At 55.9% G+C, this 13,446-nt stretch carries 16 protein-coding genes and 1 pseudogene; 7 read left to right on the forward strand and 10 right to left on the reverse strand.

Going from position 1 to position 13,446, the window contains the following annotated elements; all coding sequences use genetic code 11:
• Positions 1–55: 55 nt before the first annotated feature.
• The 5 genes and pseudogenes from odhB to ACO6EE_RS04620 all read left to right on the forward strand — a co-directional run bounded on the left by odhB (position 56) and on the right by ACO6EE_RS04620 (position 3,259).
• On the forward strand, positions 56–1,249 hold the full coding sequence (gene odhB / locus ACO6EE_RS04600; RefSeq protein ID WP_067438775.1) for a 2-oxoglutarate dehydrogenase complex dihydrolipoyllysine-residue succinyltransferase: 1,194 nt from the start codon (positions 56–58) through the stop codon (positions 1,247–1,249).
• A 111-nt stretch (positions 1,250–1,360) separates the two neighbouring features.
• Positions 1,361–1,467: pseudogene (locus tag ACO6EE_RS04605) on the forward strand (IS5/IS1182 family transposase); the annotation flags it as partial.
• A gap of 19 nt (positions 1,468–1,486) precedes the next feature.
• Entirely contained in the window at positions 1,487–1,942 is a 456-nt protein-coding gene (gene rnhA, locus ACO6EE_RS04610; RefSeq protein ID WP_485959562.1) for a ribonuclease HI, read from the forward strand.
• Positions 1,943–2,171: 229 nt separating this feature from the next.
• Positions 2,172–2,648, forward strand: coding sequence for a transcription elongation factor GreA (gene greA / locus ACO6EE_RS04615; protein WP_485959563.1), 477 nt, complete (start codon positions 2,172–2,174; stop codon positions 2,646–2,648).
• A gap of 14 nt (positions 2,649–2,662) precedes the next feature.
• Entirely contained in the window at positions 2,663–3,259 is a 597-nt protein-coding gene (locus ACO6EE_RS04620) for a hypothetical protein (RefSeq protein WP_485959565.1), read from the forward strand.
• A 127-nt stretch (positions 3,260–3,386) separates the two neighbouring features.
• Here the strand turns inward: ACO6EE_RS04620 and ACO6EE_RS04625 are convergent, their stop codons facing one another.
• The 10 genes from ACO6EE_RS04625 to ACO6EE_RS04670 all read right to left on the reverse strand — a co-directional run bounded on the left by ACO6EE_RS04625 (position 3,387) and on the right by ACO6EE_RS04670 (position 11,923).
• Positions 3,387–5,138 (reverse strand): flotillin family protein, encoded by a 1,752-nt coding sequence (locus ACO6EE_RS04625; protein ID WP_485959567.1) that lies wholly within the window; start codon positions 5,136–5,138, stop codon positions 3,387–3,389.
• A 267-nt stretch (positions 5,139–5,405) separates the two neighbouring features.
• A complete protein-coding gene (locus tag ACO6EE_RS04630) occupies positions 5,406–6,578 on the reverse strand; it encodes a hypothetical protein (protein WP_485959569.1) in 1,173 nt (390 codons plus the stop codon).
• Positions 6,579–6,598: 20 nt separating this feature from the next.
• Positions 6,599–8,032 carry a hypothetical protein gene (locus tag ACO6EE_RS04635; RefSeq protein ID WP_485959571.1) on the reverse strand — a complete coding sequence of 478 codons (1,434 nt, stop codon included), beginning with the start codon at positions 8,030–8,032 and terminating at the stop codon, positions 6,599–6,601.
• Positions 8,033–8,113: 81 nt separating this feature from the next.
• A complete protein-coding gene (locus ACO6EE_RS04640; RefSeq protein ID WP_485959572.1) occupies positions 8,114–8,629 on the reverse strand; it encodes a hypothetical protein in 516 nt (171 codons plus the stop codon).
• Between the two features lie 88 nt (positions 8,630–8,717).
• Positions 8,718–9,233 carry a hypothetical protein gene (locus ACO6EE_RS04645; RefSeq protein ID WP_485959574.1) on the reverse strand — a complete coding sequence of 172 codons (516 nt, stop codon included), beginning with the start codon at positions 9,231–9,233 and terminating at the stop codon, positions 8,718–8,720.
• A gap of 23 nt (positions 9,234–9,256) precedes the next feature.
• Positions 9,257–9,925: a YqiJ family protein gene (locus ACO6EE_RS04650; protein ID WP_485959576.1), complete on the reverse strand. Its 669-nt coding sequence runs from the start codon at positions 9,923–9,925 to the stop codon at positions 9,257–9,259.
• 88 nt (positions 9,926–10,013) lie between these two features.
• Positions 10,014–10,313: a hypothetical protein gene (locus ACO6EE_RS04655; RefSeq protein ID WP_485959577.1), complete on the reverse strand. Its 300-nt coding sequence runs from the start codon at positions 10,311–10,313 to the stop codon at positions 10,014–10,016.
• A gap of 47 nt (positions 10,314–10,360) precedes the next feature.
• Positions 10,361–10,588: a hypothetical protein gene (locus ACO6EE_RS04660; protein WP_485959579.1), complete on the reverse strand. Its 228-nt coding sequence runs from the start codon at positions 10,586–10,588 to the stop codon at positions 10,361–10,363.
• A 111-nt stretch (positions 10,589–10,699) separates the two neighbouring features.
• Positions 10,700–11,368 (reverse strand): PspA/IM30 family protein, encoded by a 669-nt coding sequence (locus tag ACO6EE_RS04665; protein ID WP_485959581.1) that lies wholly within the window; start codon positions 11,366–11,368, stop codon positions 10,700–10,702.
• A 54-nt stretch (positions 11,369–11,422) separates the two neighbouring features.
• Entirely contained in the window at positions 11,423–11,923 is a 501-nt protein-coding gene (locus ACO6EE_RS04670) for a hypothetical protein (RefSeq protein ID WP_485959582.1), read from the reverse strand.
• 228 nt (positions 11,924–12,151) lie between these two features.
• Between ACO6EE_RS04670 and ACO6EE_RS04675 the strand changes: the two genes are divergently transcribed.
• Together ACO6EE_RS04675 and ACO6EE_RS04680 are read left to right on the forward strand one after the other, a co-directional pair.
• Complete coding sequence (locus ACO6EE_RS04675) at positions 12,152–12,562, forward strand: RNA-binding S4 domain-containing protein (RefSeq protein ID WP_485959583.1); 411 nt, start codon at positions 12,152–12,154, stop codon at positions 12,560–12,562.
• Between the two features lie 84 nt (positions 12,563–12,646).
• Positions 12,647–13,399 carry an SIMPL domain-containing protein gene (locus ACO6EE_RS04680; RefSeq protein ID WP_485959585.1) on the forward strand — a complete coding sequence of 251 codons (753 nt, stop codon included), beginning with the start codon at positions 12,647–12,649 and terminating at the stop codon, positions 13,397–13,399.
• Positions 13,400–13,446: the final 47 nt, after the last annotated feature.

Genomic DNA, 13,446 nt, shown 5'->3' on the forward strand with positions numbered 1-13,446 from the left:
GTAGCCTCCCCAGAACACGATTTACCTATTTTTCAATTCATTAAAGGATAAAACCATGATTATCGAAATCACCGTACCCCCGCTGCCGGAAAGCGTTACCGAAGCCACCCTGATGAGCTGGCACAAGAAGGTGGGCGACTATGTGAACCGCGACGAAAACCTAATCGACCTCGAAACCGATAAAGTTGTGCTCGAACTGCCCGCCCAGCAGGCCGGTGTGATTGTGGAAATCATCGAACAAGACGGCGCCACCGTTACTGCCGGCCAGCTGTTGGCTAAAATCGACACCGAAGCCAAAGCAGCAGAAGCAGCCCCGGCTGCCGCCCAAGCCCCCGCTGCCGAACCCGCAGGCCACGTGGCAGCTGCAGGCGCACAAGCAGGCGTGGCCATGCCCGCCGCAGCCAAACTGGCTGCCGAAAAAGGCGTGGACGTATCCGGCGTGCAAGGTTCCGGCCGCGACGGCCGTGTGCTGAAAGAAGACGTGGCCGCTATGCCTGCCGCCGCGCCCAAAGCTGCTGCCGCCCCTGCCGTGGCCGTACCGCTGGGCGACCGTGTGGAACAGCGCGTACCGATGAGCCGCCTGCGCCAGCGCGTGGCCGAACGCCTGCTGCAATCTCAGTCGCAAAACGCCATCCTCACCACGTTCAACGAGGTGAATATGAAGCCGATTATGGATTTGCGCGCCAAATACAAAGATAAGTTCGAGAAACAATATGGCGTGAAACTGGGCTTCATGTCCTTCTTCGTGAAAGCCGCCGTGGCTGCGCTGAAGAAATTCCCCGCCGTGAACGCTTCGATTGACGGCAACGACATCGTTTACCACGGCTACTTCGACATTGGTATCGCCGTGGGCAGCCCGCGCGGCCTGGTGGTGCCGATCCTGCGCAACGTGGATCAGATGAGCATTGCCGACATCGAATTGGCCATTGTGGACTACGCCAACAAAGCCAAGAGCGGCAAAATCGCCATCGAAGACCTCACCGGCGGTACCTTCTCCATCACCAATGGCGGTACCTTCGGCTCGATGATGTCCACCCCCATCATCAACCCGCCGCAATCCGCCATCTTGGGCATGCACGCCACCAAAGAGCGCGCCGTGGTGGAAAACGGCCAAGTCGTGGTGCGCCCGATGATGTATCTGGCCCTCTCCTACGACCACCGCATTATCGACGGCCGCGAAGCCGTGCTCACTTTGGTTACCATCAAAGAAGCCCTCGAAGACCCGGCCCGCCTGATTTTGGAAATCTAACGGTTTCTAAAATCTAAACCCTTAGCAACATCAGGCTACCTGAAAAGTTTTTTTTCAGGTAGCCTTACTCTTTTGCCACATCAAACACACCAAAGGCTACCTGAAACTTTCAGGTATAGTGGATTAAATTTAAATCAGGACAAGGCGGCGAGCCGCAGACAGTACAAATAGTACGGCAAGGCGAGCCAACGCTGTACTGGTTTAAATTTAATTCACTATAGCCCCAAGCCAAACACCATGACCAATACCACAACCGTCCACCTCTACACCGACGGCGCCTGCAAAGGCAATCCCGGCCCCGGCGGCTGGGGCGTGCTGCTGCGCTACGGCCGCCATGAAAAAGAACTCTACGGCGGCGAAGCCGATACCACCAACAACCGCATGGAGCTCACCGCCGTTATCCGCGGCCTAGAAGCTCTCAACCGCCCCTGCCAAGTAACCATCCACACCGACTCCCAATACGTGAAAAACGGCATGGAAAGCTGGATACACGGCTGGAAGAAAAACGGCTGGAAAACTTCCGCCAAACAACCCGTGAAAAACGCCGAGCTGTGGCAGCAGCTCGACCAGCAAGTCGCCCGCCACCAAGTATCCTGGCAATGGGTGAAAGGCCATGCCGGCCACCCCGAAAACGAGCGTGCCGACCAACTGGCCAACCAAGGTGCCGCCAAGGTATCCGATGAGCAACAATAAACGCCAATAATCAAATTATTGGCACAACCTTCCCCACCGCCAGCCGTCCTTTCCGGAAGTTGGCGTTCCGCCCGCCATCTGATAGAATGGCAACCCATACAGTCAATCAAAACGCAGCTTCCAACTCTGCGTTTGATTGACTAAAAATTTGAGTTCACAAGCCGCCGGCACCAGGCGGCTTGCATTTTTATGTAAAAACGGCTGCCCCGCAGCCCTTGTGGAGAAAATCATGCAAAAGATTCCATTAACCGTACGCGGCGCCGAACTGCTCAAGCAAGAATTGCAGCATCTTAAAAGCGTTGAACGCCCTGCCATTATCGAAGCAATCGCCGAAGCAAGAACCCACGGCGATTTATCTGAAAATGCCGAATACGAAGCCGCCAAAGAAAAACAAGGCTTCATCGAAGGCCGTATTTCCGAATTGGAAAACAAACTTTCCGTAGCCCACATCATCGACCCCACCGAAATCCATGCCGAAGGCAAAATCGTATTCGGCTGCACCGTCGTGCTGGAAGACTTAGAAAACGAAACCCAAGTACGCTACCAAATCGTTGGCGACGACGAGGCCGATATTAAAGACAACAAAATCTCCATTAGCTCGCCTATTTCCCGCGCCCTTATCGGCAAAGAAGAAGGCGACGTGGCCGAAGTGCAGGCACCTGGCGGCATCAGAGAGTACGAAGTTATCGAAGTGCTGTATATCTAACAGGTAGGGGCAAAATGAACCCGGATTTCAATCCCTACCAGGCTCCGCAAAGCCAAGACTACCTGCCGCAAAGCACTACTGAATGTTGGCGCGAAGGCAAACGCGTCTTCCTACCCGAAGGCGCTGATCTGCCCCACCGCTGCATCCGCTGCGGCGAAGCAGCCGAACCGCAGCGACGGCCGCGCAAATTGTATTGGTATCATCCCGCTTGGAATCTGTTGCTTATCCCACTTTTGTTCGTTTCCTGGCCCATTGCACTAATCATTGCCCTGGTTGTTCGCAAAGCCATTCCTGTCCACCCCGCCTTTTGCCCACAGCACCAAAAGCAGATGCGCTGGCTGTTTCAGGGCATGCCCGCCATCGTGCTAGTATTGCTGTTGCTGCCACTCACTGCACTGTTCATTCCTTCCTTAAGCAACTATTTTTCCTCAACTTTCATAGCTATGTGGTATTTCAGCATCATCTCCTTCTGTCTAATCTTCGCCCTCGCCACTTCGCCCCTGCGCCCGCGAGTGGTGAAAATTACCGAAGAATACAGCATCCTCAAAGGCTTCGGCCGGGGCTTTCTCGACACCCTGCCGGAAGAATATGAACTGAACAGCCGCCGTTAAAACATAATAACCTTTTGGCAACGTATAGCCAATTTTTAGGTAGCCTTTCTCCAGCAGAAGGCTACCTGACATCTAAAAGGCTACCTGAAACTTCAGGTAGCCTTTTCTTCATTCACACCATCAACTCTTATTCAGCCTCGCCTTCCACTTGTGCTTGCGGCTGTGGCTGATTGGCAGAGGCAGCAGGATTGAGGCTTTGCGTGAGGCCGTTGATGTCGCCGCCGCTCAAGCCCAGCTCTTTGAGCAAACCATCCACCAGCGGAGCTTGGGCGCGGTAGCGCAGGGCGCTGTTTACCACTTGGTCGGACAAAGCCGCATTACCTTGGGCGCCAGAGCTAGCTGAAACACCGTCTGCGGCAGCGCCGCTGAATCCGCCCAAGCCGTTCACCTGCAAAATCTTGATATCGTCGATGTTTTCCATCGGGCGCACGGATTCACGGATGATGTCGGGTAGGTGTTTCAACAGGGCGAGGCGCACTTGCATTTCAACTTGCTCCACGCTCAACACGTTAGCGGCTTCGTTCACGGCACGGGTACCTTCGGCATCAACTTTATATTGCTGCTCTTGCGCTTGCGCCAGCAGCACTTTGGCATCGGCTTCACCTTTGGCTTGCAGGCGTTGTTTCTCAGCTTCGGCTTCAGCGGCGATGCGTACGGCTTCGGCGCGGTCTTGCGCGGCCTGTTTCTCGGCTTCGGCGGCGACGGTAAGCGAAATCGCGTCTTTTTGCGCAGCCTCTTCGGCGGCAATCAGCTCAACCGCTTTGGCACGTTCGGCGCGTTCGGTTTCGCGCACGGTAATCACGCTCTCTTCTTCACGCACGGCGGCGGCGCGGGCTTTGTCGGCCTCGGCTTTGGCTTCGGATTCGGCACGCGATTTTTCGGCAACGGCGATGGCGCGGTCTTGCTCGGCCAATTCGATGGCTTTGCGGCGTTCAACCTCTGCCTGCTCAACGGCTTGTGCTTTTCTAATGTCTTCGTTTTTAATGTCGCGTTCGGCGGCGATGCGTTTCAAATCCACTTCGCGTTCAGCGGCAATTTTGGCTTCTTCCGCTTCACGTTTTTTCTGAGATTCTTGTTCGGCAATGCTGGCCTCCTGTTCGGCGCGGCGCACGGCGATTTCGCGTTCTTGTTCGAGTTTGGCGTATTCTTCTTCGCGCGAGATTTTCAGGCGTTGCTGCTCGGCTTCGAGGTTTTTGGTTTTAATCGCCAAATCGGTGTCTTGTTCGATTTCATTGCGTTTTTTGCGGCGGCCTTCGATGGTTTCGGTCAGTTTGGTCAAGCCTTCCGCGTCAAACGCGTTTTGCGGGTTGAAAAATTCGAAGCTGGTCTGGTCCAGGCCGGTCAGGGAAACGGTTTCGAGTTCGAGGCCGTTTTTAAACAAATCTTCGCTCACGACTTGTTGCACTTTCTGAACGAAATCAACACGTTTTTCGTGCAGCTCTTCCATCGCCATTTCGGCGGCCACGGCGCGCAAGGCATCGACGAATTTACCTTCGACGAGGTCTTTCAATTCGTCGGGCGACATGGTTTTCATACCCAGCGTTTGCGCGGCGGTGGCGATGCTCTCGGCGCTGGGTTTGACGCGGACGTAAAATTCCGCCATCACATCCACGCGCATCCGGTCGCGGGTAATCAACGCCTGCTGCGCCGCGCGGCGCACTTCGAGGCGCAATGTGTTCATGTTGACGGGGATGATTTCGTGCAGCACGGGCAGCACCATCGCTCCGCCGTTCATGATGACTTTTTCGCCGCCGAAACCGGTACGGACGAAGGAGACTTCTTTGCTGGCGCGGCGGTACAGGCGGGTGAGGATGAGGCCGAGTACAAACAGCGCGACGAGTATGATGCCAGCGATGATGCCGATGGAAACTAAGTTCATGGGTTTTCCTTTCTTGGAGAAGGTTTTTTTCAGACGGCTTCCTGCTGCCTGAAACAGGTTTGGAGAAAATCAAACAAATACAGTGGATTAAAATAGAAATACCTGCATTGTCATTCCCGCGCAAGTGGGAATCCAGACTTCGGGATTCCAAGGCAATATTCAAAGATTACCACAATTCTAAACCTCTGGATTCCTGCCTGCGCGGGAATGACGGTATGGGTATTTTTATTTGGATTTACATTAAGGCGGCCTATATTTTCAGACGGCCTAAGGACGGCTGAAACGCAGTTCGCGGGCAAACAGGCTGCGGCGTACATAGACCGTTTCGCCGTCGGGCGTTTCAAAACTGCCTTCGCACCAACTGCCGTCAAAATCGCGATGACTTTCGGGCAGGCAGACGGCAAGCTGCCGCCGGCGGCCATAGCGTCCGCAGCGTCCTTCAACGGTCATTTCCACCGCCACACGCTCGAACGGTTTACCCCACAGGCTGGCCGCGCCCGACAGCGAAGCCAACGACCACACGCACAACGCGCCTATGGCCAGCCAGAACAGGGCGGTTTTGCCACCCGTGGTTAAAAAAACCCTGATGCGGCCGATTGCCGTTTGCCGCAGATAATGGTTGGACGGCAGGCCGAATACGGTTTCTCCGACCAGCACCTTGCGGCTCATCCAAGCCAAAGGCAGCAGCCATGCGGCGGTCAGCGCGGCGGCGGCCTGCCAGGCAAGGGGCGACAAGAGCATGTTGCCGAATATTTGCCGCACGCACGCCAACAGCACCGTTGCCGACACCAGCCCTATCAGTATCCGCCAGCCGCGCCTTTTTCTTTTGTCCAAATTGTCGAACAACTCCATAAAGCCGTTTTGCATCGCAACCGACATTTCCCAGCCCCGATCTACCGCGCCCAACTCTGCAATCAAAGCGGCGGTATTGCGGCACAAGGAGGTGGAAAAGCAGCGGCTATGTCCGTCGGGCGAGATGGTGCGAAAAGAGAAGATGCGGCACCGCACACTGCACAGATAATCGAACCGCCAATCGGTCGGACAGCGGAAACGCGTGCGGCCGAATGCACCGTACAGCACCAATTCCCCGCCGCCGATGGAGGCAAAACGGCGGCAGGTCAGGCCGAACCACCAGCCTTCCGAGCGTTTCAGGCCGTAGAGCAAAAACACACACGCCGCCGCTTTTGCCGCCCAATCGTGCACCGTCGGCAAAAATCCGCTGACGGCAAGGAAAACCAACAATGCGATAAAGACCAATAGCAACCCTGTTACCAAAGGCATAAACAGCGTGCCCCAAAAAGAGGTGGCAAATACCGTCCGTCTGCCTTCGCGCCGCACTCCTGCCTGCGGTTGCCTGCCGAGGCCGGCCCAAGATACCGAATCGAATCGCTGTCTGTTGCGGTTTTGGCGGTAGCGCGATTTTTTACGTTGTTTGCCCATTATTGTTTGCCTTTTGTTTTTCAGACGGCCTTTTCGGATGGTTCGATATATTCCAGCAGCGGCAGCCCCGTGGCACGGCTGATTTGTTTAGCCGTTATCTCCGCCGCCTGCCGGTTGTTGCGCAACAGAAAATTAGCCTCCAGCAGCCGCACGTTTTTGCCGCCCGCCTTGCCCGCCAGCCAGATTTCGCTCAAGTCCACGCCCACGCCGTTGCACCGCACGCGGCTGTAAATACCGCAAAACTCCGATAGCGCATAGCGTTTTTCAGGTAGCCACTTGAAACTGTGCAGGCGGTACACAATCAATTCGTCTCCCAGCACGCTGTAACGTACTTTGCGCAAGGTATGCCAACGGTGCGCCAGCCGCCCGGCGATAAACAGCAGCGCCACCAGCCAAAACAGCCGCCAGCCGACCCCTCCCTCAATCCACACCATCCCAAATGCAAACAGCAGGAACATTAGGCGCGAGAGCAAAGTGCCGACCGAATACACAGCAAATTCCGCCCCATCCGCAAGCTTCGGCGCGGCACGTTCCGGCAGCTTCGGCTGCGGCTCATGTTCCGCCTGCCGTGCTGCCGCCAGCGCGGCTTTAATTTCTGAGGGCTGCCGCCAAGCAGTTTGTGTTTGCGCCGTTTTCCGGCCGCGCCACGCACGAAACACCCCGCGCACTTCCGACACCACTACCGCCAGCAACCCGAGCGCCAACAGCCCCGCGCCGAAATACAGCGGCTTGGGCAGGCTGCCGCTTTGCCAATCCGCCGCGAAACGCAGCAACCGGACCGCCAGCCAAGTCCACAACCCGGCCGCTGCCAGATTCACCGCCTGCCGCCACGCAGGAAGCGTTTTCGCTTGCAAAGGCTGCAACTGTGCCGGATTGGCCGCCGTCTCCTCCGCCGCACGGATTATTGTGTTGATTACCGGCCGTTTGGCCAAACCCGTTGCCTGCGCGATATGGTTCTGAATTCTGTCTAATTCGTTCAGCGAACCCTTATGCGGCAGGAAATTTTCCTCCAGCACCAAATCGTTCCGCCCATCCGCCGATTCCAGCCACAAGCGCCCGTAGTAGCCACGGTAATCATTCTGCACCTTCTCCGCCACCACTGCCACAAACATCGAGAGCGGGTATTCCCGCTGCACCTGCCAGCCCCAGCGCCAGCGACCGTGCAGCAGTATCCCTCGCACTGTGTCCAGCCGCAGGAAGTTTTTGCCAATTAGTTTATGCCACCAGTCATACAGCAGCTCGCCAGCCAGTATCATGATTAAGCCAACCACCAGCACCCGCAACACCACTAACACAAATTCAAACCAAAATCCGTTACCCAACCAGCCGCCAGTCGTATCTATCAGCACATACATTGTCCACAATAAGAACCCCCACACAAAAGCCGTCTGCCAGGCCAGCATTTGTCCAGAATACGGATACAGCATCACGATTTTGCTTTTATTCTGTTGCATGGTTTCCTCTTTAGATACGGCAGGCTACCTGAAAATGTTGTGACATCTGTTTTGGGCACTGCAGAAATTCGGCTGCTATTTTCAGGTAGCCTCACCGGATTCCAACACAGGCAGCCCGGTGGCTTGGCTCAAATCTGCCAAACCGGCCGCAAAGCGTTTCTGCAGCGCGCCCGTGCCTAAAAATATCCTGTCTAGCAGCACATCCTGCCCGCCATTTTTGCCTGCCAACCACACTTCGGCAATCGAGCCCTTGCCGCCGCGATACAACCCGGCAAATCCGTCCAACGGATAACGAGCTACCAACCGCCAACCGCTCAGCGACACGGCATATACCAGCAGGCAATCCTCCGCTGCGCGATAACGGATTTTGCGCTGCCGCTGCCAAAACCGGCTCAAGAAAAAACCGCTCAGCAGCAAACTGCTAATCTGTTGCAGCCGCAGCGCGGTATCCGCCGATCCCGTCAGACAAGACAGGGCAATCAGCAGCCACACCAACGATGCCGCCGTCAGCAATCCCAACTGCCGGAACACCAGCTCCGTATTGTGCCGGCTGGAAGGCTCGGCTCTGGGCAGCAATTTTTTGATTTCATTTGACATAGTTTTCTCTCCATCCAGCTATAGCCCAACTTCTTCTATCCGATGTGACCAACTGTTTTGTCTTATCCCAAATATTTTCAGGTAGCCCCTATCGCTCCAATATCGGCAAACCCGTTGCTTTGCCAAACTCATCCATCATTTGCAAAAGCTGCTGCTTCAGCTGTTTGGAATTGCCGCTCCAGCCAATCATCACATTCCCTCTGTCATCTTTCCCCTTCAGCCACACTTCCCCGCCGCTCAATCCGCCGCTCGCATATATCCCGCAAAAATTCGCCACAGCATACACACCCACCGCCTGCCAACCGAAACGCCACCTATACACCGCCAGCCGCTGCTTCTCCTCGCTATAGCGAACCTTGCGCAAACCGCACCAGCCGCTCCACAAACGGTGCAGTCCACACACCGTGGGAATCATCCATAGTAATCCATCTCTCAATGAACCATATTCCGAAAACAAATTCATTACTGCCAGCCCACTAAACGGCAACCAAACCGCACTCAACAGCAGCCACTCCCCCGGCTTCTCCAACACAAATTCCCACCCTTCCAAGCCATCCGCTTCCTCCTGTAAGCGCAATCGGCTTCCTGCATCCATCCATTTCATCTCTATTCCCACTTTCAGGCAATCTAATCCACCAGGCTCCCGCTCGGATTCAAAATCGCCTTAAACGTGTTCCCCTCCAGCGACACCAAAAGCACCGCCTCGCCCTGTTTCAGCACGCCTTCGCCGTCGGGCTCGGCCATCACATAATGCTGCTGGCCGTAGCCGTCTTTCACCCGCACCTGCGCCGAGCTGCCAGGCCGCGCCTCGCCCAGCACCACCGTCCCCACGCGCCCGATCAGGCTGGCTTGCGAAACGGCGGTGGTTTCGTCTTTGGGCATGATTTTGTAGAGCCCGACCGCTGTGAGGCGCACCAGGGGCAGCGTGAGAAACAGCACCGCAGCAGCCGCCAACCAAGCATTCAGGTAGCCGCCAAACAGCCCGGCGCACACGGATTGCAGCATATAGCCCGCAAGCCCGAACACGGCGAGGAACACCACCAGCAACATCATCAGCGGCACGCGCCCCACATACAGCCAATCCAAAAAGCGCACCAATGCGCCCGCCCCTTCGATGCCGCCGTGCAAATCACCATCCAAATCCGCCTCCACCAGGCTGTCGGGCAACAGATTATCGAGCCAGTCGGTGAAGCCGCCGGCCAAAAGTGAGAGCAGCTCGAGCAGGCCGAGCATCAGCATCAGGGCGATGGCGATGCCGAAAATTTCGGTTTCGGGGGCGTTGATTAAATTCCACATGGTGGGGTCTTTCGCGGGTTGTCGGTTAATCGGATGTTTAGCTTCGCAGGAACTCGCTTTGCGGGTTTCTGCGAAGCCAATGCGTAGCTCAAAGATAGGCATAAGCGCAAAGGAACAGCCACAGGCCGAGCGCGGGCAGCAGGATTTTCGGCCACGACGGGCTGGGCTTGCCGAGCAGGGTTTGCACAAACGACACCAACGAATACACGGCAGCGAGAATCGTCCAGAAGACGGTGAACATGGCCACGCGGGCGATGCCGTAAGACATGGTGCCGCCGGCGTTGCCCATGGCCGTCCACAGCGCGGGAATCAGCAGCCAGGTGGCGGCGAGGATGCCGATGTATTTGAGTTTGGCTTGAGGATCCAACTTATCGTATGCCTGCTTCATCTTGTTTCCTTTATGGTTTCGGGCTACCTGAAAACTGTGTTCGCCCATTAGCTGAAGTTGGCATAAACCAGCACACCAACCAGCCCACTGATACCCAGCCACAGCGCGAGTTTGGTTTCCGCCCAATTGTCTTCCCAAAATTTGCCCAGCAACAGGCTGATGATGTCGGGGGTGAAATAGAATTTCACGCATTCGGCAAATTCTTCCCAGTCTTCAAACAGCAGGGTGTAAAGCAGCGCGGCGGTAACGAGCGCGGAGGCGATGGCGTATATCATGAGCTCTCCTTGGTGGGAATAAGCGGTGTTTTTCAAACAGCCTGCTTAGCAGGAAATTTCTCTTTCAGGTAGCCTTCTCGAGGCATTAGGAAGGCTACCTGAAATTTATGCTCACTCTTTGCTGTTGGCCTTTAGCGCTGCCAGCCTTTCGGCAATGCGGTTGTTGCGGCTCAAATCTTCCAATTCTTTTAGTTTGGCCAGCTGGGCGGCATCGGTGCTGCTGTGGATAGCGTTTTGCCGCCCCATCACTCGGTCGAAGGCGTTGCCGCTTTTTTCGGCATCACGGGCGATGCGGCTCATGTCGCTGCCGCCGGCTGCTTTGCCTGCGCCTGCGTTTTGCTGTGCGGTGCGCCAGTCTTGCAACTGCTGCTGCATCTCGCGTTTTTTCGCCTGCAGGGCGGCGATAAAGCCTTCCAGTTCTTTTTCCTGTGCGGCGCAGTCGGCGATGGTGTTTTCCAACACGGGCAATCGCGCTTCGATATCCATCTGCTCGGCAATGCCCGCCTCGGCCAAGTCGTCACGCCCGGCTGCCACCGCAGCTTGCAGGTTGGCGTCGATGGCTTCGTGGCGGTTGCTCTCATCGGCCATTTTCTTAGAAGCAAGATGCTTCTGCGCCAGCACTTTGCCCAGCTCGGCACGCACTTCGTCCACCGCGCGTTCGATTTCGCGGATGCTCTCGTTCATCACCGCCTCGGGCGCCAGGTTTTCCGCTGCATCAATCAAGGCATGAAAACCGCCGCTCACCAAACGGCCTACTCTACGGGATAGGGTTTCGCTCATTTTTTATTTCCTTTCCATAAAATGGGTTTAAGCCAAGTTCGTATGGGATAGATGTCAAACATCACCCGCCTGCTGCACAATCTTCGCCAGTTTCAAAGTATTTTCAAGCTGTTGCAATACAGTATCGTCGTAGGCTGCGCCTTTTCCGGTAACAGCCAACTGCAGGATGCTGTCGGTAAGGCGCACGATGCGACGCATCAGTTCGCACTCGTATCGTTTCAAATCGGCTGCCTGCGCGTTTTCCGGCAGGTCAGCGGCCAACGTGGCGGCGAAATCGGGTAGCTGCTCAAACAGCCGCGCCACAATGTGCGAATGGATACCCCATTCTTTCTCGGCGTGCAGCACGTCGCGGCGGGCTACCTGAAAAAACTGCTCCTGTGCAGCCAGCGCGGTGCTGTAATCATGGGTTTGACTGTGGGCAAGCCGCGCCTGTGTAAGCAGCTCGCGGATTTTTTCCGAAGGCGTATTCGCACCTTCTATTTTTAATTCAGCAATAAAATCTGCATCTTCCTGCGATATTCGCACGCTAATCGGAATTCGGTTGGCAGCGGCCATATGCAATTACCTCTTTTTGTATTCATTTGCATTCAAATATAACCAAGATGGATTATACGTGCAATATATTTCGTACAAACATACAATAAAATCCAATCAATATGCTGATTATATGTAGAAAAATATTCAGCATACATTCGCATACACACAACATTCAAACCCAGTCGCTTCCATTAGCCGCCTTCCCGGCCTTTGGTATAAAATAGCCGCTTAAACACGGAGGCAACCATGGCAGGCAAAAATTCACACAACGAACACCACATGCGGCTCGACAAATGGTTGTGGGCAGCACGTTTCTTCAAAACGCGCGGCATGGCGCAGAAACATATCGAGCTCGGGCGCGTGCTGGTGAACGGCGCGAAAGTGAAGAACAGCAAAAATATCGAGCCGGGCGACACCATCGACCTCACGCTCAACTCCCTGCCCTACAAAATCACCGTGCTCGCGCTCAACCATCAGCGCCGCCCCGCCCCCGAAGCACGCGCCCTCTACGCCGAAGACAGCGCCACCGCTGCCAAACGCGAAGCGCAAAAAGCACTCGACCAGGCCAGTCGCATCAGCGCCGCCTACCCCGACGGCCGCCCCACCAAACGCGACCGCCGGGAGCTGGACAAACTCAAACGCGGCTGGCAGGAATAGCATCAAAGGCTACCTGAAAATCCGTCTATCCCTTTTCAGGTAGCCTCCGCCGGCTCTCTTCCACCAAGCGCAAAGGAAAGCATCATGTCCACAGAAAAAGCCCTCTCCGGCAGCGTTAAAGCCCTCGGTGCACTGCTCGCCATCGGCCTCGTGGCCGCCGCCTTCGTGTTGGGCGGCCAGTTTAAAAATTTCCGCCAGCCCGGCACAATCACCGTAAAAGGCCTGGCCGAACAAACCTTCCAGTCTGACCATGCCCGCTGGAACACCGCCGTGAGCGTACACGGTGCCAGTTATCAGGAAGTGCTCGACCGCCTGAACCAGCAACGCCCCAAACTCGAACAATTCCTACGCAGCCAAGGCTTTGATGCAGCCGAGATCCAAACCGCCGCTCCCGAAATCAGCCCGGCCTTCTTGGTGGAACACGATGCCCACGGCAACGAAATCCGTACCCCCAACGGCTACGACGGCAAGCAGCAGCTCACCGTGGCCAGCAGCAAGCTCGACCGCATCCAAAGCGCCCACCAAAACATCCTCGCTCTGCGCGCCGGCAACGACGCCATCGATTTCGAAGCCCCGCAATACCTACTCGGCAACCTCGAAACCATCAAACACAGCCTGATTAAACAGGCCACCGAAGACGCCCGCCGCCGCGCCAACGAATTCGCCTCCACCAGCGGCGGCAAAGTCGGCGCCATGCGCTCTGCTTCGCAAGGCTCGTTCAACATCTACGCCGATAGCGGCAGCAGCGGCGACGATGAATACGGCGGCAGCTACGACAAAACCACCGTCGGCAAACAAGTGCGATTAGTCGTAACCATCGAATACGACATCGAATAAACCCCTGCCGCACACGCCAAGGCTACCTGAAAGCACCGGCTTCAACG

It is taken from the genome of Eikenella sp. (genome assembly GCF_057315495.1).